Source organism: Pseudarthrobacter sp. CCNWLW207 (assembly GCF_037203945.1).
Taxonomy (GTDB): Bacteria; Actinomycetota; Actinomycetes; order Actinomycetales; family Micrococcaceae; genus Arthrobacter.
Genome location: NZ_JBBCBS010000004.1, coordinates 279,257 through 304,225 on the forward strand (window position 1 = coordinate 279,257; position 24,969 = coordinate 304,225).

At 62.8% G+C, this 24,969-nt stretch carries 27 protein-coding genes; 13 read left to right on the forward strand and 14 right to left on the reverse strand.

Going from position 1 to position 24,969, the window contains the following annotated elements; all coding sequences use genetic code 11:
- Window positions 1-75: 75 nt before the first annotated feature.
- Window positions 76-369: an HPr family phosphocarrier protein gene (locus V9L17_RS09140; protein ID WP_337348232.1), complete on the reverse strand. Its 294-nt coding sequence runs from the start codon at window positions 367-369 to the stop codon at window positions 76-78.
- Between the two features lie 173 nt (window positions 370-542).
- On the opposite strand from V9L17_RS09140, the gene V9L17_RS09145 reads away from it, so the two are divergent.
- Window positions 543-1,334 carry a GntR family transcriptional regulator gene (locus V9L17_RS09145; protein WP_337351192.1) on the forward strand — a complete coding sequence of 264 codons (792 nt, stop codon included), beginning with the start codon at window positions 543-545 and terminating at the stop codon, window positions 1,332-1,334.
- A gap of 83 nt (window positions 1,335-1,417) precedes the next feature.
- Here the strand turns inward: V9L17_RS09145 and qcrB are convergent, their stop codons facing one another.
- The 4 genes from qcrB to ctaE form a co-directional block, all read right to left on the reverse strand.
- Complete coding sequence (qcrB, locus tag V9L17_RS09150; RefSeq protein WP_337348234.1) at window positions 1,418-3,094, reverse strand: cytochrome bc1 complex cytochrome b subunit; 1,677 nt, start codon at window positions 3,092-3,094, stop codon at window positions 1,418-1,420.
- Entirely contained in the window at window positions 3,072-4,142 is a 1,071-nt protein-coding gene (gene qcrA / locus V9L17_RS09155) for a cytochrome bc1 complex Rieske iron-sulfur subunit (RefSeq protein ID WP_337348235.1), read from the reverse strand. The genes qcrB and qcrA overlap by 23 nt, the downstream gene beginning before the upstream one ends.
- A 100-nt stretch (window positions 4,143-4,242) precedes the next feature.
- Window positions 4,243-5,031, reverse strand: coding sequence for a cytochrome bc1 complex diheme cytochrome c subunit (gene qcrC / locus V9L17_RS09160; protein WP_337348236.1), 789 nt, complete (start codon window positions 5,029-5,031; stop codon window positions 4,243-4,245).
- 87 nt (window positions 5,032-5,118) lie between these two features.
- On the reverse strand, window positions 5,119-5,757 hold the full coding sequence (gene ctaE, locus V9L17_RS09165) for an aa3-type cytochrome oxidase subunit III (RefSeq protein ID WP_436473916.1): 639 nt from the start codon (window positions 5,755-5,757) through the stop codon (window positions 5,119-5,121).
- 148 nt (window positions 5,758-5,905) lie between these two features.
- Here ctaE and trpD point away from each other — a divergent pair, with 148 nt between their 5' ends.
- Window positions 5,906-6,964, forward strand: coding sequence for an anthranilate phosphoribosyltransferase (gene trpD / locus V9L17_RS09170; protein ID WP_337348238.1), 1,059 nt, complete (start codon window positions 5,906-5,908; stop codon window positions 6,962-6,964).
- A gap of 62 nt (window positions 6,965-7,026) precedes the next feature.
- On the opposite strand, the gene V9L17_RS09175 is transcribed toward trpD, so the two are convergent.
- Both V9L17_RS09175 and V9L17_RS09180 read right to left on the reverse strand, forming a co-directional pair.
- Window positions 7,027-7,308 carry an Lrp/AsnC family transcriptional regulator gene (locus tag V9L17_RS09175; protein ID WP_337348239.1) on the reverse strand — a complete coding sequence of 94 codons (282 nt, stop codon included), beginning with the start codon at window positions 7,306-7,308 and terminating at the stop codon, window positions 7,027-7,029.
- 105 nt (window positions 7,309-7,413) lie between these two features.
- Entirely contained in the window at window positions 7,414-7,812 is a 399-nt protein-coding gene (locus V9L17_RS09180) for a DUF3054 domain-containing protein (RefSeq protein ID WP_337351193.1), read from the reverse strand.
- 114 nt (window positions 7,813-7,926) lie between these two features.
- Between V9L17_RS09180 and V9L17_RS09185 the strand changes: the two genes are divergently transcribed.
- Complete coding sequence (locus tag V9L17_RS09185; RefSeq protein ID WP_337351194.1) at window positions 7,927-8,307, forward strand: VOC family protein; 381 nt, start codon at window positions 7,927-7,929, stop codon at window positions 8,305-8,307.
- Window positions 8,308-8,345: 38 nt separating this feature from the next.
- Window positions 8,346-8,816: a VOC family protein gene (locus V9L17_RS09190; RefSeq protein ID WP_337351195.1), complete on the forward strand. Its 471-nt coding sequence runs from the start codon at window positions 8,346-8,348 to the stop codon at window positions 8,814-8,816.
- Between the two features lie 412 nt (window positions 8,817-9,228).
- On the opposite strand, the gene V9L17_RS09195 is transcribed toward V9L17_RS09190, so the two are convergent.
- From V9L17_RS09195 to V9L17_RS09210, 4 genes are all read right to left on the reverse strand, one after another.
- Entirely contained in the window at window positions 9,229-9,462 is a 234-nt protein-coding gene (locus V9L17_RS09195; RefSeq protein WP_337351196.1) for a hypothetical protein, read from the reverse strand.
- Between the two features lie 9 nt (window positions 9,463-9,471).
- Complete coding sequence (locus V9L17_RS09200) at window positions 9,472-9,642, reverse strand: hypothetical protein (RefSeq protein WP_337348244.1); 171 nt, start codon at window positions 9,640-9,642, stop codon at window positions 9,472-9,474.
- Window positions 9,643-10,485: 843 nt separating this feature from the next.
- Window positions 10,486-10,899 carry a hypothetical protein gene (locus tag V9L17_RS09205; protein WP_337351197.1) on the reverse strand — a complete coding sequence of 138 codons (414 nt, stop codon included), beginning with the start codon at window positions 10,897-10,899 and terminating at the stop codon, window positions 10,486-10,488.
- Between the two features lie 1,038 nt (window positions 10,900-11,937).
- On the reverse strand, window positions 11,938-12,348 hold the full coding sequence (locus V9L17_RS09210; protein ID WP_337351198.1) for a RidA family protein: 411 nt from the start codon (window positions 12,346-12,348) through the stop codon (window positions 11,938-11,940).
- A 107-nt stretch (window positions 12,349-12,455) separates the two neighbouring features.
- Here V9L17_RS09210 and V9L17_RS09215 point away from each other — a divergent pair, with 107 nt between their 5' ends.
- Window positions 12,456-12,824, forward strand: coding sequence for a winged helix-turn-helix transcriptional regulator (locus tag V9L17_RS09215; protein WP_337348247.1), 369 nt, complete (start codon window positions 12,456-12,458; stop codon window positions 12,822-12,824).
- A gap of 66 nt (window positions 12,825-12,890) precedes the next feature.
- On the opposite strand, the gene V9L17_RS09220 is transcribed toward V9L17_RS09215, so the two are convergent.
- Window positions 12,891-15,284 (reverse strand): excinuclease ABC subunit UvrA, encoded by a 2,394-nt coding sequence (locus V9L17_RS09220; protein WP_337348248.1) that lies wholly within the window; start codon window positions 15,282-15,284, stop codon window positions 12,891-12,893.
- Window positions 15,285-15,463: 179 nt separating this feature from the next.
- Between V9L17_RS09220 and V9L17_RS09225 the strand changes: the two genes are divergently transcribed.
- Genes V9L17_RS09225 through V9L17_RS09235 form a run of 3 tightly spaced genes read left to right on the forward strand, consistent with a single transcriptional unit; the run spans window position 15,464 to window position 18,489 of the window.
- The gene (locus V9L17_RS09225) at window positions 15,464-16,660 is read left to right on the forward strand and encodes a type III polyketide synthase (RefSeq protein WP_337351199.1); all 1,197 of its coding nucleotides are present in this window, start codon (window positions 15,464-15,466) and stop codon (window positions 16,658-16,660) included.
- 49 nt (window positions 16,661-16,709) lie between these two features.
- Complete coding sequence (locus V9L17_RS09230) at window positions 16,710-17,366, forward strand: class I SAM-dependent methyltransferase (RefSeq protein WP_443198023.1); 657 nt, start codon at window positions 16,710-16,712, stop codon at window positions 17,364-17,366.
- On the forward strand, window positions 17,359-18,489 hold the full coding sequence (locus V9L17_RS09235) for an FAD-dependent oxidoreductase (protein WP_337351201.1): 1,131 nt from the start codon (window positions 17,359-17,361) through the stop codon (window positions 18,487-18,489). The genes V9L17_RS09230 and V9L17_RS09235 overlap by 8 nt, the downstream gene beginning before the upstream one ends.
- Window positions 18,490-18,548: 59 nt before the next feature.
- On the opposite strand, the gene V9L17_RS09240 is transcribed toward V9L17_RS09235, so the two are convergent.
- Complete coding sequence (locus V9L17_RS09240) at window positions 18,549-18,968, reverse strand: nuclear transport factor 2 family protein (RefSeq protein ID WP_337351202.1); 420 nt, start codon at window positions 18,966-18,968, stop codon at window positions 18,549-18,551.
- Window positions 18,969-19,029: 61 nt separating this feature from the next.
- Here V9L17_RS09240 and V9L17_RS09245 point away from each other — a divergent pair, with 61 nt between their 5' ends.
- Window positions 19,030-19,710 (forward strand): peptide deformylase, encoded by a 681-nt coding sequence (locus tag V9L17_RS09245; protein ID WP_337348253.1) that lies wholly within the window; start codon window positions 19,030-19,032, stop codon window positions 19,708-19,710.
- A gap of 22 nt (window positions 19,711-19,732) precedes the next feature.
- Here V9L17_RS09245 and V9L17_RS09250 read toward each other — a convergent pair whose 3' ends face one another.
- Window positions 19,733-21,751: a S9 family peptidase gene (locus V9L17_RS09250; RefSeq protein WP_443198024.1), complete on the reverse strand. Its 2,019-nt coding sequence runs from the start codon at window positions 21,749-21,751 to the stop codon at window positions 19,733-19,735.
- A 97-nt stretch (window positions 21,752-21,848) separates the two neighbouring features.
- On the opposite strand from V9L17_RS09250, the gene V9L17_RS09255 reads away from it, so the two are divergent.
- The 4 genes from V9L17_RS09255 to V9L17_RS09270 all read left to right on the forward strand — a co-directional run bounded on the left by V9L17_RS09255 (window position 21,849) and on the right by V9L17_RS09270 (window position 24,899).
- The gene (locus V9L17_RS09255; RefSeq protein ID WP_337351204.1) at window positions 21,849-22,721 is read left to right on the forward strand and encodes a putative RNA methyltransferase; all 873 of its coding nucleotides are present in this window, start codon (window positions 21,849-21,851) and stop codon (window positions 22,719-22,721) included.
- 135 nt (window positions 22,722-22,856) lie between these two features.
- A complete protein-coding gene (locus V9L17_RS09260; RefSeq protein WP_337348256.1) occupies window positions 22,857-23,321 on the forward strand; it encodes an NfeD family protein in 465 nt (154 codons plus the stop codon).
- Between the two features lie 38 nt (window positions 23,322-23,359).
- On the forward strand, window positions 23,360-24,307 hold the full coding sequence (locus V9L17_RS09265) for an SPFH domain-containing protein (RefSeq protein WP_337348257.1): 948 nt from the start codon (window positions 23,360-23,362) through the stop codon (window positions 24,305-24,307).
- Between the two features lie 244 nt (window positions 24,308-24,551).
- A complete protein-coding gene (locus V9L17_RS09270) occupies window positions 24,552-24,899 on the forward strand; it encodes an RNA polymerase-binding protein RbpA (protein WP_066291394.1) in 348 nt (115 codons plus the stop codon).
- Window positions 24,900-24,969 lie beyond the last annotated feature (70 nt).

A 24,969-nucleotide genomic window follows, 5' to 3' on the forward strand; every position in this document is an offset into this window, starting at 1 on the left:
AAAATCGTTGGGGGAGGGGCGGCGCCACTGTGCCGCCAGGAGCGCCGCGTTACCTCGGCACAGGCTGAACGGCCCTTACTGAGCCCCCTGTGACTCCAAGAGCTCCACGAGGGCCTGGAGGGCTGCGTCGGCGGCGAGAAGGCCATGAGAGGCGTCCACAGCCGATTCATTGATGCTCAGCTCAACCTCGCAGCCGTGGTGGAAGTCCGCGGTCATCACTTCCAGCAGCGACCGGGCGTCAACGCTTTCGATACCGGCCTTGCGGATGGTGACGGGCAGTCCCGTATCCGTTACTGCCCGGACGAACACCGCGGCGGGACGGGCGTGCAGCCCGATCGATGCCGAAACCACTGCCTTGTGAACTGGCAACGCAACTCCTTTTCCCTGACGGCCCCCTCCGTCTGACGACAAATTTCCTGTCCAATATAGCCGTCCGCATGCGGCTGCGCCCAAACCGCAGCATAGAGGATGGCCGCTGGTCTAGACCTGCCGGCGTTTGACTTAAGATTGAGGGGTGAAGAGACAAGCAGGGAACCTGCATCATGGCTGCTAGCGCGGCCGCCGTTGCCGGTGAAATTGATCGCAGCAGTGGGACCGCAATCTATGTCCAACTCCGTGAGATTCTCAGGCAGTACATAGCGGACTCCTGTCCGCCCGGATCTGCGTTGCCGTCGGAACGGGATCTTGCGGAGCGCTTCGGGCTGGCCCGGATGACTGTACGCCAGGCCATCGATGCCCTGGTGGGTGAAGAGGTCATCGAACGCGTAGTCGGACTTGGCACCTTCGTGCGGAAGCCCAAGCTCGACCTGCAGGTGAAGCTGACCTCCTACAGCGAGGAGATGCAGCGTCGCGGGATGGTTCCCGCGGCCAAGGTCCTCAGTTTCGAACAAATTGGCGCCAGCGCCTTCCTGGCCCGCGAACTCCAGCTCGATGAGGGCACGCCCCTCGTCCGGTTCCGCCGGCTCCTGCTTGCCGACGGTGAACCCATGAGCGTGGACGAAAACTTCATCCCGGCCCACCGCGTTCCTGGGTTGCTGGACGGCGAGCCGCCAACGTCGCTGTACAACGTCCTCAGTGAACAATTCGGCCTGGTGATGGAGTGGGGGGAGGACATGATCGAAGCTACCGCCGCCTCACCCTCCACCGCACGCCTCCTCAGCGTCGATGTCGGTGCACCGCTGCTCAAGATCCAGCGCCATGCCTTCGTTGCCCGTTCCATGGTGGACTATTCGGTGTCCTACTACAGGGCAGACCGTTACAAGCTTTGGGTACCGCTGCAGCGCCCGGGGGCCAGGCCTGCCAGGCACCACGGCTCCGGCTACCGCAACACCTAGTCGCGGCCGCCCGAAACGACGATCAACGAGAAAGGCCCGGTCCAAACGGACCGGGCCTTTCTCGTTGACACCGAAGGTGTCCCTTAGTGGCTGAGGCTCTTGCTTTCCTCGGCAGCTTCCACTGCAGGGTGTGCATGGTGGCCGTGGGCGGCCTCCAGCTCTGCGGGGGTGGCCGGGGCTACCCGGTCCTCGAAGAACCACCTGGACAGGAACGCACGCTGCTTTTCCTTGCGAGTGACGATGCCGTGGTCGTTGGGGACTGCAGGCAGCGGCACCGGCGACTCGAAGCCGACCAGCTTGTAGCGCTTGTATTCATCCAGGGGAGCGTGCACCTCAATGAACTCACCGTGAGGGAGGCGCACGATGCGGCCGGTTTCGCGGCCGTGGAGTGCAATTTCGCGGTCCTTGCGCTGGAGGGCTAGTGCAACGCGCTTTGCAACAATGAACGCGATGATGGGGCCGATGAAGAACAGCGCGCGGAGCCAGTAGGTGACATCGTTCAGCGACACATGGAAGTGCGTGGCGATGAGGTCCGAGCCTGCCGCCGCCCACATCACGCAGTACCAAACGAAGCCTGCCACGCCAATGGCGGTGCGGGTGGGGGCGTTTCGCGGACGGTCCAGTACGTGGTGTTCGCGGTTGTCCTTGGTGATCCAGCTTTCGATCCATGGGTACATGAACATCACTGTGAACAGGATGCCGGCCGGCACCAGGGCTGGCAGCAGGACGTTCAGCGTCAGCGTGTAGCCGAAGATGACGTACTCGAAGTGGAAGTCGCCGATGACGCCGGGCATCAGGCGCAGTGCGCCGTCAACGAAGCCGATGTACCAGTCAGGCTGGGTACCCGCGGACACCGGTGAGGGGTCGTACGGGCCGTAGTTCCAGATCGGGTTGATCGTGAAGAAGGCCGCCATGAGGGCGACGACGCCGAAGACGATGAAGAAGAAGCCACCGGCCTTCGCTGCGTAGACAGGACCCAGGGGGTAACCGACGACGTTGCCGTCGTTGCGGCCCGGACCGGGGTACTGGGTGTGCTTGTGCACAACCACCATAAAGAGGTGCAGCACGATCATCAGCAGGATGAGGGCAGGCACCAGCAGGATGTGCAGCATGTAGAGGCGGCCGATCACGGCAGTGCCGGGGAACTCGCCGCCGAAGAGGAAGAACGACGTGTACGTACCGATCACCGGGATGGACTTGATGACGCCGTCGATGATGCGCAGGCCGTTGCCGGAGAGCAGGTCATCGGGGAGGGAGTAGCCCGTGAAGCCGGCTGCCATGGCCAGGATCAGCAGGACTCCGCCGACAACCCAGTTCATTTCACGGGGCTTGCGGAAAGCCCCGGTGAAGAAGACACGCAGCATGTGGACTGCGATGGACGCCACGAAGAGCAGGGCTGCCCAGTGGTGGACCTGGCGCATGAACAACCCGCCACGAACATCAAAGGAGATGTCCAGCGATGAGCTGTACGCTACGGACATTTCGACGTTCTGCAGCGGAATGTACGAGCCGTCGTAGTGCGTTTCCGCCATGGACGGGTCGAAGAAAAACGTCAGGAACGTGCCCGACAGCAAGAGGATGACGAAGGAATACAGCGCCACCTCGCCGAACATAAACGACCAGTGGTCGGGGAAGACTTTGCGTCCGAATTCCCGCAGGATTCCGGAGCCTCCCACACGTGCATCCACGAAATCGGTGATGCGTCCGGCTTTAGTCGTGGCGACGAAGGCGGGGGCTTTAGCTGTTGATGATGCGCTCATGCTCATCACGCTCCCAGTAACTCGGTCCAACAGGTTCTTTGAAGTCGCTGGTAGCGACCAGGTAGCCCTCGTCATCAACTGCGATCGGCAGCTGGGGGAGTGGCCGGCTGGCGGGGCCAAAGATCACCTTGCACTCATTCGTGAGGTCAAAGGTGGACTGGTGGCACGGGCACAGCAGGTGGTGCGTCTGCTGCTCGTAGAGAGCAACGGGGCAGCCAACGTGGGTGCAGATCTTGGAATACGCAACGATTCCGTTGTAGCCCCAGTCTTCGCGGCCCGGTGACGGGTTCAGCGACGCGGGGTCGAGGCGCATGAGGAGCACAACGGCCTTGGCCTTTTCGTTGAGCTTTCCCTCATGGAGCTCGTTGAGCCCTTCCGGAATAACGTGGAAGGCCGAGCCAAGGGTGACATCGGAAGCCTTGATGGGGGTGCCGTCAGGATCGCGGGTAAGGCGCTTGAGTTTGCCTTCCACGGGTGCCCACATGGTGTGCGACAGCGCCTTATCCGGGCGCGGGCCAAGGTCACCGAAGATGGCCAGGGCGGGCAGCGGTGCCAGTGCGACAGCTCCCAGGAGGGTGTTGCGGATCAGCGGGCGGCGCTTGATGCCCGTCTCGTCAACGATGTCGTCGACGATGCGGACTGCGGCCTGGCGGTCGTCCTCTGTGCGGATCGCGTGGCGTTCCTCGGAGACTTCGTGGTCAGGCATCAGGGCCTTCGCCCAGTGCACGATGCCCGTACCGATGCCAAGCATGGCGAAGGCGGTGCCTACGCCGAGCAGGGCGTTCTGCAGCCGGATGGTGGCGATGTCGGCGCCTTCACCCAGGTCGATGGCGAAATATGCCACCAGGAAGATCAGTGTGCCGACAACGGAGGTGCCAAAAAGTAGCGCGACCTGCCGTTCTGCACGCTTGGCGGCCTTCGGGTCCGTGTCAGCCAGGCGCAAACGGTGCGGAGGAAGCCCAGGATCCTGGAACTTCTCCACCTCATTCTGACCAGCCGTAGCTACGGTGCCCGAGTGGTTCGGACTGCCGTCACTATGGTTGCCCATAATTCGCCTCATCCTTCTCTCGTCCCGGCGTATGCCGAGTTAGTTTTGCAATTTCAAACTGCTGACGGATCAGCAGGAGTTCTAATGTGTCGCGGAGCGCCTAGGACGTCCGGGACGTCAGCCAGATGGTGAACGCAATGATGACGCCCAGACCGGCAACCCAGACAAACAGGCCTTCAGCCACGGGGCCGAGGGAGCCCAGGTCAGCGCCGCCGGGGGAGCCGTTGGACTCGATCTGCTTGAGGAAGGTGATGATGTCGCGCTTGCCTTCAGGGGAAACGTTGGCGTCGCTGAACACCGGCATGTTCTGCGGGCCGGTGACCATGGCCTCGTAGATGTGCTTCTCAGAAACATCTGCGAGAGCAGGAGCGAACTTGCCTCGTGTCAGGGCACCGCCTGCTGCGGCGGCGTTGTGGCACATTGCGCAGTTCACGCGGAACAGCTCGCCACCCTCGGCGGCGTTGCCCTTGCCATCGAGCAGGTGTTCTTCAGGGATTGCCGGGCCGGCTCCCAGGGAGGCTACGTACGCTGAAAGCTGGTGGGTCTGCTCGTCGTTGAACTGGGCCGGCTTCTTGTAAGCCTGCGGTCCGTTCATCTGCATCGGCATACGGCCGGTTCCGACCTGGAAGTCAACTGCTGCTGCACCTACACCAACGAGGGAGGGACCATCCTGCGTGCCGCTGGCACCCATGCCGTGGCAGGTCGCACAGTTCGCTGCAAAGAGCTTCTCGCCCTCCGCGGTGTCGTTGGCGCTATAGCTCGTGGTGGATGCCTTCGCCTCGTTGACGGTAGTGGCGACGGCGTAGAGCCCACCCGTGACGAGTAGCCCCATCAGGAGCAGCGCTATTGCTGCTAGTGGGTGACGCCGCTTTTGCGAGAGTGCCTTCACGTGGTGGTTCCTTTTTTCGATCGTGCGCCGGCTCCGAGAGCCGCTTCTTGAAATTCTGCCTCTTGTAGAAAAAGAATCAAAGCGTGGCTACTTGAGGACGTAGATGACCAGGAAGAGGCCAATCCACACGACATCCACGAAGTGCCAGTAGTAGGACGTGACAATCGCTGACGTCGCCTCGAAGTGGCCGAACTTCTTGGCTGCAAACGCGCGGCCGATGATGAAGAGGAACGCAATCAGGCCGCCGATGACGTGGAGGCCGTGGAAGCCCGTCGTGATGTAGAAGGCGGAGCCGTAGGCGTTGGACGACAACGAGACGTGCTCGGAGACGAGCATTGCGTATTCGGTGGCCTGGCCTGCAACGAAGAATGCGCCCATGAGGAAGGTCAGCGTGAACCATTCATTCATGCCCCAGCGGGAGAACTGGAACGGGCCGCCGGTCTTGCGGGGCTGCAGCCGTTCGGCGGCGAAGACGCCCATCTGGCAAGTAAAGGAACTAGCCACGAGGACGATCGTGTTGACGAGCGCAAAGGGGAAGTTGAGCTTGGCCGTCTCTTCCGCCCACATCTGTCCGCTCGTGGAGCGCAGTGTGAAGTACATGGCGAAAAGACCGGCGAAGAACATCAACTCGCTGGAGAGCCACACTACGGTTCCAACGGAAACCATATTGGGGCGGTTCAGCGTGGGGTGCGCCGGGGTACTGGGGGCATGGGTCGCAGATGTCACATAGACATTATGTCTATAAAAGTCCGTACTTCCCAACGCAAACCGCCTTTTGGGGGGACTTTTTCTACAAAGACGCGAAATCACTGGGAAAAGTTCCCGGAGGGGTTCACATTGGTCAGGGCGCGGCGTCGCTCGATAGCATCAGGGAGTGACTTCACTCGCATCCGCACCGGCGGCAGGCAATACTTGGCCACGGCTCATCTCGGCACTCATCAGCGGCACGGACCTCACTGCAGATAACACGGCGTGGGCAATGGACACCATCATGTCGGGCGAAGCGACGCCCGCCCAGATCGCCGGGTTCCTGGTTGCGCTCAGCGCCAAGGGTGAGACCGTGGAAGAGCTGTCCGGCCTGGTGGAAGCCATGCTGGGCCACGCGAATCCCGTCAACATTTCCGGTGAAAAGCTGGACATTGTGGGCACCGGCGGTGACCAGCTGAACACTGTAAACATCTCCACCATGGCCGCACTGGTGGCGGCCGGGGCAGGCGCCAAGGTGGTGAAGCACGGCAACCGGGCGTCGTCGTCGTCCTCTGGTTCCGCCGATGTTCTGGAGGCGCTGGGCGTCCGGCTGGACTTGCCCATCAGCCAGGTTGCCCGGAACGCCGAAGAGGCTGGAATCACTTTCTGCTTCGCGCAGGTGTTCCACCCTTCGTTCCGCCACACGGCAGTTCCGCGCAGGGAACTGGCCATCCCCACTGCCTTCAACTTCCTCGGCCCGCTGACCAACCCTGCCGGTGTCCAGGCCTCGGCTGTCGGTGTGGCAAATGCCAGGATGGCGCCGCTGGTGGCAGGGGTGCTGGCCCGCCGGGGCAGCCGTGGCCTGGTTTTCCGGGGGAATGACGGTCTTGACGAACTGACCACCACGGGCCCGTCCACTGTGTGGGAAATTAGGGACGGCGCCGTGACCGAGCTGATGTTTTCGCCGTCCGATCTGGGTATCCGCCGCGCAACCGTGGAGGAGCTTCGCGGGGGAGACGCGCAGGTGAATGCCGCCGTCGTGCGTGATGTCCTTGCGGGCCATCCCGGGCCTGCCCGAGATGCGGTCCTGCTCAACGCCGCCGCCGGGCTCGTGGCTTTTGACCCTTCGGCTGACGGCGACTTTTTGGAGCGCATGCGTTCAGCGCTTGCGCGTGCGGCCGCGTCTGTGGACTCGGGCGCCGCGGCGGCCGTCCTCGACCGCTGGGTGTCGCTGAGCCACGGCTAGAAATGCCCGGAAATGAGCGGGGCCCGGCTGGAAGCCGGGCCCTGCTCATTTAACTTTTGACGCTACTGTTCGAAACCGAGAGAGAAAGCGGCGTCGAGATCGTGTTGGGAGTACGCGCGGAAGGCGATGTGCGTGGTGGTGTGAACCACCGCCGGGACCTTGGAGAGCCGGTCGGCGATGACATCGGCGAGGTCCTCGTGCTTGGCCACCCTGGCGACGGCAATCAGGTCCCATTCCCCGGTTACCGAATACACCTCACTGATGCCCTGGATCGCGGAGATTTCCTCGGCGGTTTCAGGGATGCGGGCGGCGTCTGTTTTGATCAGAACGAATGCGGTGATCACTTCAATCCTTCCGGATCTGTTGCGCCGTAGCAGTGCCCGGCAAGACTGGTCAGTGCTGCCAGCCTATTACATGGCCACCGGCGGCAGGCCCTTGTTTCGCCTGCCTCAGGACTTCCTCATCCTGCGGACCAAAGCCAGCAGTGCCCGGTAGCCCACCAGAAAGAGTCCCAGGCTCAGCAAGGCCACGATCACAAAGGCCACCACCACTGTCTGGCCGGTGAGAGCCCGTAGGATCATGCCGCCGGCAACGGCGCTGAGCCACACGGCCACACCCGTTGAAAGTGACAAGGGACGCCGTCGTACCTTGCCCGACATCCATGCGAGAGCTGCTCCGGCGAGGAAGGGCCAGGCAGTGAGAAACACTCCTGTGACGATGTCACCCCTTTGGTGCGCGTCCCTCCCTATCGCCGCAAAAACCAGGATCAGGACCACGTCGGACAGGGCTGCGGCGATGACGGCCTGCCGGCTGCCGGACATGGGGCGGGGAGAGGTCTTGAAAGTCATGACTTCGAGCCTAGCGTTGCGGCCAGGACGTTCGGGAACCCATGGTTGCTCCCTGCTTCCCGATTGCGGAAGATTGCAGGGACAAGACCGTGGGCATACCACCAGGGAGGCAGCATGCGCTTAATTCAGGTGGCCCAGCAGGCCAAGGACCTGCAACGCGCCTCCGCCTTCTATGCCCAATTGCTCGGGGTGCAGCCAACCGCTGTCTATGACCCGCCAGGGCTGCTGTTTTTCGATCTCGACGGCGTCAGGCTGCTCCTCGAGCGCGGGGCGCCGTCGTCAGTGCTCTATTTGGAGGTCACCGACGTCCGCTCCACGATCGAGTCACTCCAGGACAGGGCAGTGGAAGTTATTGCCCCGCCGCAGGTGATTTATCACCATACTGACGACAAACTGGGCCCCGCCGGAACGGACGAATGGATGGCCTTCATCAAGGACTCTGAAGGGAACACTGTGGGTCTGGTCAGCCGGCTTCCCCCCGCCGTTGTGCCATAAACGCCCCCGGACTAGGCTCAAGCCGGAAGGGAGCACCCATGCAGAAGATTTCCACTTGCCTGTGGTTCGAGAACCAGGCCGAAGAGGCTGCCGAGTTCTACGTCTCGGTTTTTGATGATTGCAGGATCCTGGACGTGTCGCGTTACGGCGAGGGTGGTCCCGGACCGGCTGGGGAGGCAATCACCGCCGAGTTCGAGATCGAGGGGCGCAGGTTTCTGGCTCTGAACGGGGGAGTGGCGTCCAACTTTACCGAGGCTGTCTCGTTTGTTGTTGACTGTGCAGACCAGGAAGAAGTGGACCGCTACTGGGAGGCCCTGACGACTGGGGGAGCGGAGAGCCAGTGTGGATGGCTCAAGGACCGCTATGGCGTGTCGTGGCAGATCGTCCCATCAGTCCTGTCGTCCCTGATCGCCGGACCGGATCCCGAGGGCTCACAGCGCGCCATGCAGGCCATGCTGGGAATGCGCAAGCTGGATATTGCCGCACTTCGAAGCGCCTATGAGGGCTAACGGCCTTCCTGTGACGCACCGATGAACAAGGCTTTGTGGATCGGGACGCTGCTGGGAGCTGCCGTTGGCATAGCTGTTGGACTGGCGTATTTCGACAGTCCTTTTGTTGGCGTGGCCGTTGGAGCCGGTCTGGGAGCCGTCGTCGGTGCCGGGGTTCGACCGCGACGGTGAGCCGGCCCACCCACCGACCGGGGGCCGCACGCGGTGATGCCGATTCCAGGAGTGTCGTTCAGCGGAGCTCCTCAACCTGCCTCATGACGTCGCGACCGCGTCGACGACGAACGTGAAGCGAACGGTGCCCGGCACGTTAGAACTATTCTCAGCTGGCTACAGAGCCCGCATTTAACCGGTAGAGCCGATAGTCCCGCCCAGCGGTCTGGTGATGGCCAGTTGAGGAACTCTGCCACCGAGGTTATCTGGCCGAGACAAGCCCAAGGATCGCAATGGCGACGCGGATCCCAACCCAAGCCCCAGCCATGATCCGCAGTATTCTGACGTTTCGCCGCTTGAATGCCAGCCGGTTCAGATTTGGCTGAAACCACTCGACGCGGATCCTCGCCACCCGTTCCGTCAGGGCAGCTGAAATAGCGAACAGAATGATTCCTGCCCCCACCAGTACCAGGCCGAATATAGTTCCGGGCGCCATGCGTTCTCCCTAGTAGCGGAGTATCTGTGCGGCCATTATCCATGCCATCTCTGTGCTTGCGTAACGCGACCACGGTTCTGCCGCTGCGGCGGCGTGTTTCTGGGTGACTCGGTAGCTGTAGCCGAGCATTTGGGCAACCAGCGGGGTGTCGATGTTGCCGGTGAGGCAGGCTTTGGGCATGGCGAGCCGCCGAGTCCTATGCGGGCGCTGGGCGCTGCAGATCCCGCTTAGCTGTCGGTTTCCCGATCGTTCCTCGCTGCCACCGGCTATTAGAAATAGCTACCGAATATGGACGCCACGTAAGCAAGGAGCAGGACGTATCCCAGTGCGAAGGCCGTTTGGTAGGGCCATCGAGTGCGGCGAAGTTCAGGTTCACCTACTGAGTGCTTCGCTGCCGTCCCGGGGCGGACCGGCCGAATTGGCGGCAGCTGGACTCGAAAGATGCTCACAGCGAAAACTTGGAGGATTGCGGCCGCGTAGGCCAGCAAGGGCTGACCAAGAAAACCTGTGACGGCGGGAAGCAGGAGTTCCACTCCGATGGCGACTACGTTCCCTGCCAACTGGAGCCGTTCGAAGAAGTGATCTGCTCGGGATCCTTCTTTGATGGGGTATCGATAGCGTCCGGCTGTGCAGACTGCCACTGAAGCTAGGACTATGGCCAGCAGTATCAGAAACCGTTCCAGTCGGGTCACCTCCTGCGTGTCGTCGGGGCATCGCGATCATGAATTCGGAACACGCGCTGCACTCGGCCACGTCCCCGGGGAGAAACCGTGCAGACCACCCGTCACAAGACCGACCTTAGTTGTGCGGGGACCCACGGTGCTGCAGCTGAGGAAGACGGGGATGTTCCAGGCTTATTGATTCATCTGATGAGATACGCAGAGTCCTACTGGTAAGTGTGCATATTCAATTCGGCACTATTCGAAGACCACCACGCCGCAGTGAAGGACTCCATACAGGGCTGGCGGGATGGTTGGCCGGACGGTGCGCTTGTGAAACGCCGGGTTCACACGGGCGCGACGCTCACACGAACTTTGCGTAAATCGTTGCCACATACCATGCAGCCAGAAAGTAGCCTGTGGCCCACGCAAAGGAATATGGCCATTTAGTCCGACGCTGCTCTGGCACCGGCTTCGCCCTTGAGCCCGACGCAGGACTGAGCGACAGGATAAGGCTTTTCGTTTTGAGATTGAAGAGCGCGAGGGCTGCTATTAGTACAGCTCCGGAGGAGTAGGCAAGCTCAGGACGACCATGAAAGTCAGTCATGGGTGGCAACGCAAACATGAAGACCGCAAGTAGCGCCATCAGCCCGAGATGTATGGTCTCTAGGACCAGTTCCGTTGTCGAACCACTTTTCAGATCCAGTCTGAAGCGTCCGCTCCAGCCCAGCGAGTATCCGAATATCAGGAACGTCACAAGTATCATGATCCTGATCATCACTAGTACTTCCGGGTTGTAACGATGTCTTGGCCCGATACAGCGCGGCCTCTCGCGCTGATCCTAGTCGCTTGGCAATGTAGCGGGACCAAAGCTCGGCAGCGCCGTGTTTTTGGGGTGACCTGGGTAGCTGCAGGGCCTGAATGATTCATCTGATGAGATACGCGGTGGAACTATTCAGCGTCGGCCGACGGAAACCGCTCCGGATGTTTAGGATCTCTTCCTCGTTCTCGCCAGTACTCGTCCCTCTGCCATAGCGAGAATCTGGTTATTTGGGCGCCCATTACGAGGACTGCGATGCCGAAGAGAATGGTCCGAGTCCAGAGCCAAGGCTCCGAATCGACACCAACGAGGCTTAGGACGGTGGAGATCAGCATGATGACCACTATTGGAAGGGACCAGCGGAGGATGCGTTGAAGCCTCCGTCGCAATTCTTCCTTTGTTGCCACAATTGTCTCCAGTAGTCGGGCTGCCATCCGTGAGGCCCGTCGCAGATCTCTAGGGAGTGGCTATCGATCGATGCTGTAAGCCGAGCATTTCGGCGACGAGAGGCGCGGGCACTCGCGGGGGTGCCGGGTGGCAACGGGCGAGGAAGGTCGATCGTGCACCAGATGCGATAATCACGTTTTACTTTACATAATGTAGATTATCGGCGTAAAAAGCACTGGAGTGGAAGTGGATGCGAGAACTGCCGGTCAGGCACGAGTCGACACCACCGAGCTAGAGTCCACGCACTAATTTCAGCCTTCAATGCCGACTCAAATCTTCTAAATACGCGCCGTACGGTTTGAGCCGCCGGGATGCGTGCGAGATGGCAGTTCGAGGCAATGCGGCCGTTGACCATTGCCTCGAACTGACATCTCGCGGCCGCACCAGGTTGACATAACTCAACCCGGCTTCACCACCCCTGTTATTTGCCTAACTGGCGCAGGCCGCAGAGTGGTTGCCTGTCAGGGTGGACCTGGCCGCTACAAGCTCGCCGCAAACTTGGCCACGACCCACCCCCTCGCACTCCAACACCGACTGGGCTTTCCGTCCTCAGTCGACGAGCGCGGTGGCCTCGACCTCCACGAGCACGTCCTTCTCGAACAGGGCCTCAACGCCGATGAGCGACGTGGGTGGCATCGGGAGTTCGAGGCCGATCTCGTCGGCGACGGCTTCCACGCCGGCCATGAAGTCGCCGATCCGCTCGGGCCGCCACTGCGTGACGTAGAACGTTAGCCGCAGCACGTCCGCAAACGTCGCGCCGGCACCTGACAGGCCTGTGGCTGTGTTCCGCAGGACCTGCGCGACCTGCCCCGCCAAATCGCCCACCGCGACGGGCGTGCCATCGGCCTGGCGCGCAACCTGCCCGCTGACGTGCACGTGCCTTGCACCCGTGCCGACGGCGACGTGGTGGTACGGGACCGGCTGAAGCATGCCCTCAGGGGTAAAGCGTTGGACCGTCATATCGAAACTCCTCTTCTCGTCCAATGTGTATCGTCATGGTGCCCATTTCTAGGTATCATCAAGATACTTAGGCGCCAGAGGACACTTCAACGAGACCAGGTTTCACCATGGATACCCCCACCGAGCTCCGCATCGCGACCGCGCACCGAGACCTCCTCGACCAGGTGCTCGACAAGTGGTCGCTCAGCGTCCTGAACGAGCTGTGCGAACGGCCTTCCCGCTTCAACGAGCTCCGCCGCGCCGTCCCGGAGGTCACGCAGAAATCGCTCACCGGGACGCTCCGGCGGCTGGAACGCAACGGCATCGTCGAACGTGAAGTGACCTCGTCGCGACCGGTCGCCGTCACCTACCGGATTACCCCGCTCGGCAAGACGCTCCGCCACCCGGTTGACGTGCTGCTGGAGTGGGCGGAGCAGAACATGCCGCACATTGAGGCGGCACGCGACCGCTTCGACGAGGAGCTCGACCGCGTCTGATGCTCGCCAGGGCACAGGCCCAAGTTGAGATAACTCAGTCCGGCTTAATCCGTTGGCTGTTCAGTCCTAGGAACCGACGTAGGCCGCGAGGTGCTTGCCGGTCAGCGTGGAACGGGCGGCCACCAGCTCGGCGGGCGTACCCTCGAAAACGATCTTGCCGCCGTCGTGACCTGCACCGGGACCGAGGTCGATAATCCAGTCAGCGTGCGCCATGACCGCCTGGTGATGCTCAATGACGATCACGGACTTGCCGGAATCAACCAGCCTGTCCAGGAGGCCCAGCAGGTTCTCGACATCGGCAAGGTGGAGGCCGGTGGTGGGCTCGTCGAGTACGTAAACGTCGCCCTTCTCAGCCATCTGGGTGGCCAGCTTGACGCGTTGACGCTCACCGCCTGAGAGCGTGGTGAGTGGCTGTCCGAGCGTGAGGTAACCGAGCCCCACGTCGACGAGCCGGTCGAGGATCTTGTGGGCGGCAGGCGTGTTCGCCTCGCCGTCGCTGAAGAAGGCCTCAGCCTCCGTCATGGACATTGCCAGCACCTCGGAGATGTTTCGCCCGCCGAGCGTGTACTCCAGCACTGATGCTTGGAACCGGCGGCCTTCGCAGTCCTCGCAGGTGGATTCGACGGTGGCCATGACGCCCAACTCCGTGAAGATGACGCCGGCGCCGTTGCACGTGGGACAGGCGCCCTCGGAGTTGGAGCTGAAAAGCGCCGGTTTCACGCCGTTTGCCTTAGCGAACGCCTTGCGGATTGGCTCGAGCAGCCCGGTGTACGTGGCCGGATTGCTGCGCCGTGAGCCTTTGATGGCACCCTGATCGATCACCACGACGCCGTCGCGTTGCGCCACGGAGCCATGGATGAGCGAGCTTTTTCCCGAGCCGGCGACACCGGTCACGACGCAGAGCACGCCGAGCGGGACGTCGACGTCCACGTTCTGGAGGTTGTGGGTGGAGGCGCCGCGGACTTCCAGTTTGCTGGTGGCCAAACGGACCGCGTCCTTCAAAGCCGCCCGGTCGTCGAGGTGGTGACCGGTGATGGTGTCGCTCCCCCGCAGCCCCTCCAGGCTTCCCTCGTAGCAAACGCTGCCGCCTTGGGTTCCAGCACCCGGACCCAGGTCGACGACGTGGTCGGCTATGGCGATGGTCTCAGGCTTGTGCTCCACGACGAGTACGGTGTTGCCTTTGTCCCGGAGCTGCAGCAGGAGCTGGTTCATCCGTTCGATGTCATGCGGGTGCAGGCCAATGGTCGGCTCGTCGAAGACATAGGTAACGTCAGTGAGGGAGGACCCGAGATGGCGGATCATTTTGGTCCGCTGGGCCTCTCCCCCGGACAGCGTCCCGGCCGGCCGGTCCAGCGACAAATAGCCGAGCCCGATTTCTGCGAACGAGTCGAGCAGGTGCCGCAGGCCTTTGAGCAGCGGCGCCACCGACGGTTCGTCGAAGTCGCGGACCCATTCGGCCAGGTCGCTGATCTGCATCTCGCAGAGGTCGGCGATGTTCTTGCCCTGGATTCTCGAGGACCTGGCCTCAGGGCTCAGCCGCGTTCCCTCACACTCGGGGCAAGCTTGGAAAGTGATGGCGCGCTCCACGAAGCGCCGCACGTGTGGCTGCATCGCCTCGACGTCCTTGGACAGCATGGACTTCTGGATCTTGGGGATGATGCCCTCGAACGTAAGGTTGATGCCTTCAACCTTGATCTTGGTGGGTTCGGCGTACAGCATCGTCTCAAGCTGCTTCTTCGTGAAAGTGGCAATCGGCTTGTCCATCGGCAGGCCCATTCCCTCGAACAGCCGGCCGTACCATCCATCCATGCTGTAGCCGGGGACGGTTAGTGCACCGTCGCCAAGCGACTTGCTGTCGTCGTACAGTGCGGTGAGATCGAAGTCGGAGACCGAACCCATGCCCTCGCAGCGAGCACACATGCCGCCCAGATAGACAGCATTCTGGACTACGGCCTTCTCCACCCGGCCGCCTGCCTTCTCGGTGCTCATCACGCCGCTGGCCTTCCGCGTCGGGACGTTGAAGGAAAAGGCTGTGGGTGGCCCAACATACGGCTTGCCCAGGCGGCTGAAGAGGATCCGGAGCATCGCGTTGGCATCAGTGGCAGTGCCCACCGTGGAGCGCGGGTTGGCTCCCATCCTCTCCTGGTCGACGATGATCGCCGTCGTCAGTCCTTCGAGAAAGTCCACGTCGGGCCGCGCCAGCGACGGCATAAACCCCTGCACGAAGGCGCTGTAGGTCTCGTTGATCATCCGCTGCGACTCCGCGGCGATGGTAGCAAACACCAGCGAGCTCTTCCCGGATCCCGAGACACCGGTGAACACCGTCAGACGGCGTTTGGGGATCTCAATGCTGATGTCCTTCAGGTTGTTCTCCCGCGCGCCCTGGACGCGGATCAGATCATGGCTGTCGGCAACGTGCAGTTCAGACGACTGCTTCTCCGACCTCGTGGCGATGCTCATTGTTGTCTCCCTGTTTTACCGCGGTTTCGCGCGGCGGCGCCCCGGCAGCCCCCTGCAGCGTGCCCTGGGTCTATCTAACCAGCTTCCCCCACTCTGTCGAAGGGTATTTGCGCTCTTCAGAGGCCGTTCCCGCGACCCGACCCATTGTCATATCCGCGGACCTCGCCAAGAATAAGCCAATGACGGTCTATGTGCGTTCCCTGGAAACAGCTGTCCCGCCAACGATGCTGGTTCAAACAGAAGCGCGTGACGTTTTCGCCGCCCAGCCCGGACTGACCCGTCTTGGCTCGAGGCTGGTGAGCACATGCTTCGACTCGGCGGCAATCGACACCCGCTACACCGCCGTCGAGGAGATGACGAGGGATTTCCGGGCTGATGATCCGCAGTTCTTCGACCCGGCAACCAGCCTGTTGCTGAACCCCAGCACTAAAGTCCGCAATGAGATATTCGGCCGCGAAGCCACCAAGCTGTTCATCGAGGCTGCACGGTCCGCCATCGACGCCTGCCCGGACCTGGCAGCACAGGAGATTACCCACCTCATTACGGTCTCCTGCACCGGGTTCTACAATCCTGGCCCTGACTATAAGATCGTCCGCGCGCTGGGGCTGGACCCTTCCGTACAGCGCTACCACCTCGGGTTCATGGGCTGTTACGCGGCGTTTCCTGCCCTCCGTGCCGCAAAATCCTTTTGTGAAGCCGATCCGGAGGCGGTGGTCCTTGTTGTCTGCGCCGAGCTCTGCTCCCTGCACGTCCGAACCTCCAACGATCCTGACACCATCATGGGGTCGGCGCTCTTCGCAGACGGCGCAGCGGCCGCCGTCGTCACCGCCCGCGAAGCACCGGACGCCCCTGCGCTGATGCAGTTAGACCACTTTGAAACCGTGCTGACACCCGTGGGCGAGGAATCCATGGCCTGGAATATCGGCGATCACGGATTCGAAATGATCCTGGGAAACTACGTGCCCCACATCATTGATGACCACATCATCGGGGCACTGCAGCCCCTACTCGCCCGCGACCCGTCAGTGCAGGCACTCCCCTACCGTGAAATCCAGCATTGGGGCATCCACCCGGGCGGCCGGAGCATCCTGGACAAGGTCCAATCGAGGCTGGAACTGACCGATGAGCAACTCGTGCCGGCACGGGAGACGCTGCGGAACTATGGCAACATGAGCAGCGCCACTGTCCTCTTCGTCCTCAAATACATCCTCGACCAGCCGTTGGACGGAGGTGACGAGCGTATCTGCTCCATGGCTTTCGGCCCGGGGCTTACGGTGGAAACCGGCCTGTTCACCAAATTGCGGCAGGGCACAGGACGAATGCCCTCAGCTGCCTCAGCCGTAGGGGAAAAAGCCGCAGAATCTTCGCTGGCTTGAGCCCCAGGTGTGGTTGATGCGGCGACGCGCCTCCGATGCTGTTGAAAAGATGGACTTGCCTGACTGCGATCCAAACCGGCTGGAACGGACCTACCGGCAGTTCGCTCTGGTCAACGGCGCACTATCAGGCTGGCACCGGCTGTATGTGCGGGAAATTCGACCCCTACTACACGCCGGGAGTACCACCACCTTGCTGGACGTCGGCTCCGGCGGTGGCGACCTCGCCATCCGACTGTCCCGGTGGGCGGCCAAGGACGGGTTGAGGCTGCACGTCACCGGCATAGATCCTGACGGGCGCGCCCATGCTTTCGCGTCCTCCCGCCCGCCTGTTCCCGGGGTCGAATTCCGGCGCGCGCACACCACAGAGCTCCTCGGGGAAGGACTGACCTTCGACGTAGTCATCTCCAACCATGTCCTTCACCACCTTCAACCGGCCGAGCTGCAGCAACTGCTGTCAGACTCGCAGGAACTCGCGCGCACGAAGGTGCTGCACAACGACCTGCGCCGCAGCCCGGCTGCCTATGCACTGTTCTCCGTTGCCGCATTGCCTTTCCGTGGTTCGTTTATCCGGGAAGACGGCCTCACCTCCATTCGCCGCAGCTATACGCAGCAGGAACTTGAGGCTTTGGCTCCGCCGGGTTGGCATGTGGAATCCAGTTCTGCCTTCCACCACTTGCTGGTCTGCCGCAAGGAACCCCATGACTGACGTGGCGATAGTGGGCGGCGGCCCGGTGGGCCTTTACCTGGCCGCGTTGTTGCTGCAGGAAGGCGTGGGTGTCCGTGTACTGGAACAACGGTTTGAGCGTGACCGGCATTCGCGCGCCATAGGCATCCATCCGCCCGCTCTCGCTGCGCTTGAGCGCGCCGGGGTTGCCCGGGCTCTGGTCGCTGACGGGGTGCCGATCCGCCGCGGCCGGGCCTACAGCGGCGGGAAACTTGTGGGCACTATGTCGTTTGAATCGGTTTCACGGGACTTCCCCTTTGTGCTGTCCCTGCCGCAGTGCAGCACGGAAGCGCACCTTGAGCGCCGTGTACAGGACCTGGATCCCACGGCGCTGGCCAGGGGCGCCCGCGTCACTGGAATAACGGACGACGGCGACAGGCTGGCTCTCGCAGTGACTTCCGGCGGGGCCTCCACGCAGCTGGCGTCCGCACTCGCCGTGGCTGCGGACGGCACCCACTCCACGGTGCGCCAGCTGCTGGGGATTCCGGTGACCGCGAGACGATACCCGGACCACTATGTCATGGGAGATTTCGCCGACGCCGGGATTTTTGGCACGGACGCCGTCCTGTTCCTGGAGGAAGGCGGGATCGTGGAGTCCTTCCCGCTGCCCGGTGGCTTACGGCGCTGGGTCGTCCGAATCGGCGAGCCCCGCACTGCCTCCGCCGCAGACCTTGCTTCCCTGGTGCAGGAACGGACTGGAATAGGCCTCGATGCCGGCAGCAGTACGATGCTCAGCAGCTTCAGTGTCCGCTCGGCTCTGGCACGCAGCATGGTGGCCGGCAGGACTGTGCTGATTGGTGACGCCGCCCATGAGGTCAGCCCGATCGGGGGCCAGGGAATGAACCTCGGATGGCTGGACGGCGAAGCGTTGGCGCCCATCATCTGTGGCGCCATGGCGGGCGGGCCCGTTGAGCGCCGCCTTCGGGACTTTGAGGTCCTGCGCCGCCGGGCAGCAGGTATTGCGCGCCGGCAGTCCGAAGTCAACATGATGCTGGGGCGTCCTCTTACGGGGCCATGGCTCCGCCTGAGGAACTTCGCCATGGGGGCGGTCGCTTCCGTGCAGCCACTCAACAGGGCAGTGGCGCGCCGTTTCACGATGCAGTGAGGTCGATGCAGTGAGGTCCTCACGCAGCCGGGGCGGAGCGGGCCGTTTGAAGGTGGCGTTCAGGAACCGATGAAGTAGCAGTCGTAGCTGTCCTGGCTCACGATCAGCCCGTCACGGACCTCAAAAACAGATGACGTGCGCGCCCGGATGGTCTCCCCGGCATCCCAATACCGCAAGTCCATCAGGGACGTCGCCGACCAGTCAGCCTCCAGGACAACGCGCCCCTGTTCACAGGTGGTCCGCCGGATCTCGAACTTCTGGTTGGCAACGACGCCGCCGCTGTGATCGGCACCCGCCAGGACCTGATCGCGGCTCCGGGTTGAACCTTCGGGCGCCAGCAGGTGCGGCGCCTCAACGAGGACAAACCCGTCCGCCAGGAAGGGCCGGATGTCGGCACCCACGCCTCCCGCCTCCAAAGTCCGGACAAAATCAAGGACCAGTTCCAGCGGTGGTTTTTCCGACGACGTCTCTTCAGCCATGGAACCGACACTAACCGATGGCTGCTGCAGCCGCTTCTTTTGCGCCGCTAGGCTGTTCCCCATGAGTCACGCATCGTTGCCGACGCCGTTCAGTCCCGCCCGCATCCAGGAGACCGTGCAGGAAATCCTTGCGGCAGGACCACTGCCGCCGATCGTGCAGGCCGGACATCCCGTGCTGCGGCAGCAGGCGGCCGCTTTTGAGGGCCAGATAACGTCCAGCGAACTGGACCAGCTCATTGATCTGATGCGGCGGGTGATGCACGAAGCCCCCGGAGTTGGTCTGGCCGCCCCGCAGTTGGGCATCCCCCTCCAGCTCGCGGTCATGGAGGACAAGTTCGACGTCGATCCGGAAGCTGCGGCCGTGCGGAACCGGACACCGCTCGAGTTCCTCGCGGTCCTGAATCCGCGTTACCGTGCGGTGGGCACGCAGGCTGCTGCCTTTTTCGAAGGTTGCCTCTCGCTGAACGGCCTGCAGGCCGTGGTGGTCCGACCAGAACGCGTCCGGCTGAACTTCGTTGAGCCTGGCGGCTTGCCGGCCGAAAGGGAGTTTACCGGCTGGCAGGCCAGGATCGTCCAGCACGAGACCGATCACCTCCAGGGGACGCTGTATGTTGACCGGGCCGAGCTGAGGTCCCTGAGTGGCAATGCCGAATATGCGGCGCACTGGGCGGAGCCCGGCATCGGCAAGGCACGCGCTGCGCTGGGTTTCCTCCCTGGCCTCCCGGACCTGCCACGGCATTAGCTCTGTTGCCGCCGTCGGGCCCTCAGGCGTCGGTCCCGGCGGGGTTCGCCGCCGTCGGCAGGTATCGGGACCACCAGCGGAGGATGTGCTCGAACCGGAGGCGACGGTGGTGTGGCGTACCTGTCCTGGAAAGTTCATGGTCCTCGCCCGGGAACAGGAGCAGCCCGGTCGGGACCCCGTTCCGCTTCAGGGCAGTGAAGTAGCGCTGGCCCTGCTCCACCGGGCACCGCAGGTCATTCTCGCTGTGAATGACCAGCGCAGGAGTCCGGACCTCGTCCACATGTTCCATTGGGCTCTGCGCCGCCACGGCAGAGCGCGACCGGCCCAGGTACTCTGCACCGAAGTACCACCCAATGTCCGCCGATCCTTCAAAACTGACCGGATCGAGGAATCCACGCTCCACGATGGCAGCTGTGAAACGGTGGTCGCGGGCAATGGTCAGCGCGGTGAGATAACCGCCATAGGAGCCGCCCACCATGCCAAGCCTGCCGGTGTCCAAGGCCGGAAATTTCGACAGTGCCCCATCAAGGAACGCCAGGACATCCTGCATGTCGAGCGTGCCCATGGCCCCCTTGATGGCGCGTCCGTGGTCCTGGCCATAGCCTGCGGAGCCTCGCGGGTTGCACATCAGCACCGCATAGCCGGCAGCCGCATAAACCTGGGCTTCGTCATGAATGGCCAGCGTGTACTGGGCGAACGGCCCGCCGTGAACGGACAGGAGTACAGGATGGGGCCCCTTGCCCGCAGGCATGAACAGCCAGCCGTGCACCGGATATCCGTCCGCTGAAGGGAACGTGAGCTCCTGGGGAACGGTGAGCTCCGCCTGCCGGCGAAGCGCAGCGGAAAAATCCGTGAGGAGCCGCAATTGCCCGTCCTCGAGGATGGCCACATCGCCGGCGGTGGAAGGGCCGCTGAACGAGACGAACATGGATCCGCCGGCCCAGGCGGCCCCGGTAACAACCTGGTCCCCATGAACCAGCAATGCATGCTCACCTGTGGCATGCAACTCCAGCAGTTCCACGGTGCCCTGGGCGTTGTTCAGCACTACGGCTCCGGCCGGCCCGCGCAGTTCGAGGCGGTCGTCTGGGCAGGCCACGTCCATGATCTCCGGGTCTGTGAGCGCTGTTGCTTCGCCGCCCCCCGTGGGCATGCAGTAAAGTACCGCGTTGCGGGCCACGAAGTCCGTTCCGGATTCACCGAGATCCCTGGCGACAAAGAACAGCCACTTGCCGTCCCTGGACTGCCGGACGGCGTGAACGGTTTGCCGCGGCGCTCCTGCCTGCTCCACGTGCAGTGGTTCTCCACCCCCGGACGGCACACGGTAGATGCCGGTCTCCAGCGATTCGTCGCTCCCGGGCGGTGCGGAAACATAGTAGACGAAGGCGCCGTCGGCACTGAATGCCGCGCTCTCATGGTCGGTGGCGGCGGAAGTCAACTGCGTGGCGAGGGGGACGTTGCCAGCTGGCTTGTGGTCCTGCTGGGCACGTCCGCGCGGAACAACGCGCGGTTCCTCGCCAAATTCCGGGACGTCCAGGACAAAAAGCTGGGCAGGTTTGTCTTTCGTGTACCCCACCCCGTTGAGCCGGTACTGGAACTCGGTGACGAGCCGCGGATCCTCAGCTGCGTGTCCTACGTTCTCCCAGGTACCGTAGCGGCCTGCGGCAGGTTCCCGGGAGCTGAAGACAATCCGCTGGGAATCCGGTGACCAGGAAAAGCCGTCGACGCCCAGGAGCCGGTCAGTCAACGCCCGCGGTTCACCGCCACCTGCTTCCACAACAAACAGCTGCGGCTTCGCGGACGGCCCCGTTGCGCGCAGAAAAGCCAATGCCAGGCCGTCCGGGGAGAAGGAAGGTGCCGAATCCTTGAAGCCTCGGGTGATCCGGCGCGGCAGGAGCCCGGGATCCAGGGGGACAGTCCATAGCTGTCCGACATAGGCGTCGGCATCAAAGTCGGGTCTGGTGACCGAAACCACGGCACGGCTCCCGTCAGGGTGGACGGCCGGAGCCGATACGGTGTTTAACAGCGGGAGGTGTTCTGGCATCACCCCGTGAGCCTAACCTGCGCCCCTCCCCGGGAGAAGAACGCCGAGTGGTCCCGCGCGCGGTGTCTGCGCGGCCAGCCGCCATAAGATGGTGGACATGCTCTCCTCCCCTGTACTGGCGCTGCGCTGCCCAGTCTGCCGTTCGCAGCTGAACATGATCCGCGACGCCGGCACGCCAGTCCTGGCCTGCGCTGAGGGACACAGCTTCGACGCCGCCAAACAGGGATACTTCAATCTCCTCGTCGGGAAAGGCACCGCATTCGAGGCCGATACCGCCGAAATGGTGGCCGCCCGCGTGGGCTTCCTGGCGACCGGCCACTACGGTCCGCTCGCTGAGGCAGTGGCTGCCGCCGTCGTTCCCTTCCTTCCCACGGAAGCGGCGACCCTGCTGGACTCCGGCACCGGCACTGGCTACTACCTGCGGGTGATGCTTGACGCGGCCGCGGCAGCGTCCTCCCATGTCACGGCCATCGGCTTGGACATCTCAAAATTCGCCCTGAGGCGGGCGGCCCGCCTTAATCCCGAAGCCGTCAATCTCGTATGCGATGTGTGGCAGCCGCTGCCCGTGGCGGACCATGCCATCGACGTCGTGACGGTGATCTTCGCGCCCCGAAACCGGGCGGAATTCGCCCGCGTCCTGCGGCCCGGCGGACGGCTGGTGGTGGTCACGCCCAGGGCTGGCCACCTCGCGGCCATAGCCGGGCGGACGGGGATGCTCGGGATCGAAGAGGGCAAAGACGACAAGCTCGTTGATGCGATGTCTGCCCAGTTCAGCCTCGAAGCCGTCCACGACCTGGACATTCCACTGGTCCTTTCACCCGAGGAAGTTGCCGACCTCGCCTACATGGGTCCAGCCGGTCATCACCTGGACCGCGCGGAGCTCTCAGAACGTCTGGCCGGACTGGAATCAAACACCGCCGTGGCGGCGCGGTTCCGCATCAGCGTCTTCCGCCTGACACCGTCGCGGTAACGACTTGGCCACTATCCCCGCGAAAGTCGGCGCAACCTAACGCCCTGCTGCCCTTCGGACTACGATTGGAGGACAGTACTGAGGGCCTGCCGTCGTTGCACGCTGCACGACCGAAGGCTGTCGAAGGGGGACGGAATGTTTGAGTGGCTTGGCGAGAACTGGTGGGCACTGTGGCTCACCGCCTTCCTCGCTTTTGCAGTGATCGAGATGATCACACTTGACCTGTTCTTCATCATGCTCGGCGGCGGCACCCTCGCTGCCCTGGTCGCAGACTTCGCCGGCGCCGACCTCTGGCTGCAGATCGTGGTCTTCTGCGTGGTGTCACTGTTGATGATTGCCTTCGTGCGGCCAGTGGCACTCACGCACCTGAAAAAAGGGCCCAGCGAACAACGCACCAACGTTGACCGGCTCATCGGCGAGCAGGCGCTGGTGATGGAACCTGTCAGTTCCACCGGTGGCCTCGTAAAGATCGGCGGCGACGTCTGGACCGCTCGCTCGGCAGCCGGAGTCCTGGCGGCCGGCGAGAAGGTAGTGGTTTCCGCTATCGACGGCGCCACCGCGGTGGTTGCAGCCCGGCCGGAACCTGCCGGCCCGGCCTAGATACAGCTTCAATAACAACTGGGGATAAGAGGAGATGTATGGATAACGCAGGAGGAGCCGCAGTGGCCATTGTGCTGGTGGTCCTGATCGTGTTCGTGATAATTGTTCTGGTCCGCTCGGTGCGTATCATCCCGCAGGCGCGGGCCGGTGTTGTAGAACGCCTCGGTAAGTATCAACGGACGCTGAACCCCGGCCTGACCATCCTGATTCCCTTCGTCGACCGACTCCTGCCCCTCCTTGACCTTCGGGAACAGGTGGTGTCATTCCCGCCGCAGCCGGTCATCACCGAGGACAACCTGGTGGTATCCATTGACACCGTGGTCTATTTCCAGGTCACCGATCCACGGGCTGCCACATACGAGATCGCGAACTACATCCAGGCCGTTGAGCAGCTGACCACCACCACGCTGCGAAACGTCGTCGGTGGACTGAACCTGGAAGAGGCCCTGACCTCCCGCGACCAGATCAATGGACAGCTGCGCGGTGTGCTGGATGAGGCAACCGGCCGATGGGGCATCCGGGTCTCGCGCGTTGAGCTGAAGGCCATTGATCCGCCGCATTCCATCCAGGACTCCATGGAAAAGCAGATGCGCGCCGAACGTGACCGCCGCGCTGCCATCCTCACTGCAGAAGGCACCAAGCAGTCGGCGATCCTCACTGCCGAAGGCCAGCGCCAGGCATCCATCCTGGCCGCAGAGGGTGACGCAAAGGCGGCCATCCTCCGTGCTGACGGTGAAGCGCAGGCCATTCAAAAGGTCTTCGATGCCATCCACAAGGGCAATCCCGACCAGAAGCTCCTGGCGTACCAATACCTTCAGACCCTGCCTAAGCTCGCTGAGGGAAGCTCCAACAAGCTGTGGATTATCCCCAGTGAAGTCGGCGAAGCACTGAAGGGAATCGGGAATGCACTCGGCGGCACCAACCCCGACCCTCAGGCCAGCGGGGGTTTGTTCGATGAGGTGGCTGCCAAACAGCCAGGGTCCTGACCCGAAACACCACATACTGATGGGGATCCGTGCTTTGGCGCGGATCCCCATCAGTTTGGTGACCGGTCCCCAAAACCCGTATAATTGAATATTTGTCCGGTCCGGTGAGAACCGACGGAACAAGAAAGCTTCGCAATGCGTTGAATCTATTGATGCAGCACAGTGCACACAGTAGTCCGGGCGGCCTGTACCGCCCCCGGCTAGCGTGGGGCCTTGCTCCGCGAACCGACCAGAGGGAGAAAACATGAGCGATCGCAGCCTGCGGGGTATGCGCCTTGGCGCGCAGAGCATGGAGACCGAGTCAGGCGTGGAGCCGGCTCCGCGTCAGCGTGTCGAATACAGGTGCGAGGATGGCGAGCAGGTCTTTGTCACCTTCTCCTCCGAGGCGGAAATCCCCCCGGTCTGGGTTTCCAAGACCGGCAAGGAAGCGCTTCTGGTTGACGGCGAGCGTCCCGACACCAGCAACGAAAAGGCCGTCCGCACTCACTGGGACATGTTGCTTGAGCGGCGGACCCTCCCCGAGCTGGAGCAGATTCTTGAAGACCGTCTCACAATCCTGCGCGAACGCCGTGGCGAACGGCGCACAGCCTAACTCCGCAGACCAGTAAGAGCCGCCGAGCGGCATACTGAAAGGGCCGTCCCGCACCAACAGGTGCCGGACG

Coding starts and splice junctions, on each gene's coding strand:
- V9L17_RS09260 (WP_337348256.1), top strand. CDS start 22,857: ATGTTTGAGTGGCTTGGCGAGAACTGGTGGGCACTGTGGCTCACCGCC.
- V9L17_RS09245 (WP_337348253.1), top strand. CDS start 19,030: ATGAGTCACGCATCGTTGCCGACGCCGTTCAGTCCCGCCCGCATCCAG.
- V9L17_RS09210 (WP_337351198.1), bottom strand. CDS start 12,348: ATGACGGTCCAACGCTTTACCCCTGAGGGCATGCTTCAGCCGGTCCCG.
- V9L17_RS09220 (WP_337348248.1), bottom strand. CDS start 15,284: ATGAGCATCGCCACGAGGTCGGAGAAGCAGTCGTCTGAACTGCACGTT.
- V9L17_RS09205 (WP_337351197.1), bottom strand. CDS start 10,899: ATGATCAGGATCATGATACTTGTGACGTTCCTGATATTCGGATACTCG.
- V9L17_RS09250 (WP_443198024.1), bottom strand. CDS start 21,751: ATGCCAGAACACCTCCCGCTGTTAAACACCGTATCGGCTCCGGCCGTC.
- qcrA (WP_337348235.1), bottom strand. CDS start 4,142: ATGGGCAACCATAGTGACGGCAGTCCGAACCACTCGGGCACCGTAGCT.
- V9L17_RS09240 (WP_337351202.1), bottom strand. CDS start 18,968: ATGGCTGAAGAGACGTCGTCGGAAAAACCACCGCTGGAACTGGTCCTT.
- V9L17_RS09145 (WP_337351192.1), top strand. CDS start 543: ATGGCTGCTAGCGCGGCCGCCGTTGCCGGTGAAATTGATCGCAGCAGT.
- V9L17_RS09185 (WP_337351194.1), top strand. CDS start 7,927: ATGCGCTTAATTCAGGTGGCCCAGCAGGCCAAGGACCTGCAACGCGCC.
- V9L17_RS09225 (WP_337351199.1), top strand. CDS start 15,464: ATGACGGTCTATGTGCGTTCCCTGGAAACAGCTGTCCCGCCAACGATG.
- V9L17_RS09265 (WP_337348257.1), top strand. CDS start 23,360: ATGGATAACGCAGGAGGAGCCGCAGTGGCCATTGTGCTGGTGGTCCTG.
- V9L17_RS09200 (WP_337348244.1), bottom strand. CDS start 9,642: ATGCCCAAAGCCTGCCTCACCGGCAACATCGACACCCCGCTGGTTGCC.
- V9L17_RS09215 (WP_337348247.1), top strand. CDS start 12,456: ATGGATACCCCCACCGAGCTCCGCATCGCGACCGCGCACCGAGACCTC.
- V9L17_RS09190 (WP_337351195.1), top strand. CDS start 8,346: ATGCAGAAGATTTCCACTTGCCTGTGGTTCGAGAACCAGGCCGAAGAG.
- V9L17_RS09180 (WP_337351193.1), bottom strand. CDS start 7,812: ATGACTTTCAAGACCTCTCCCCGCCCCATGTCCGGCAGCCGGCAGGCC.
- V9L17_RS09235 (WP_337351201.1), top strand. CDS start 17,359: ATGACTGACGTGGCGATAGTGGGCGGCGGCCCGGTGGGCCTTTACCTG.
- V9L17_RS09230 (WP_443198023.1), top strand. CDS start 16,710: ATGGACTTGCCTGACTGCGATCCAAACCGGCTGGAACGGACCTACCGG.
- qcrB (WP_337348234.1), bottom strand. CDS start 3,094: ATGAGCGCATCATCAACAGCTAAAGCCCCCGCCTTCGTCGCCACGACT.
- V9L17_RS09255 (WP_337351204.1), top strand. CDS start 21,849: ATGCTCTCCTCCCCTGTACTGGCGCTGCGCTGCCCAGTCTGCCGTTCG.
- V9L17_RS09195 (WP_337351196.1), bottom strand. CDS start 9,462: ATGGCGCCCGGAACTATATTCGGCCTGGTACTGGTGGGGGCAGGAATC.
- V9L17_RS09270 (WP_066291394.1), top strand. CDS start 24,552: ATGAGCGATCGCAGCCTGCGGGGTATGCGCCTTGGCGCGCAGAGCATG.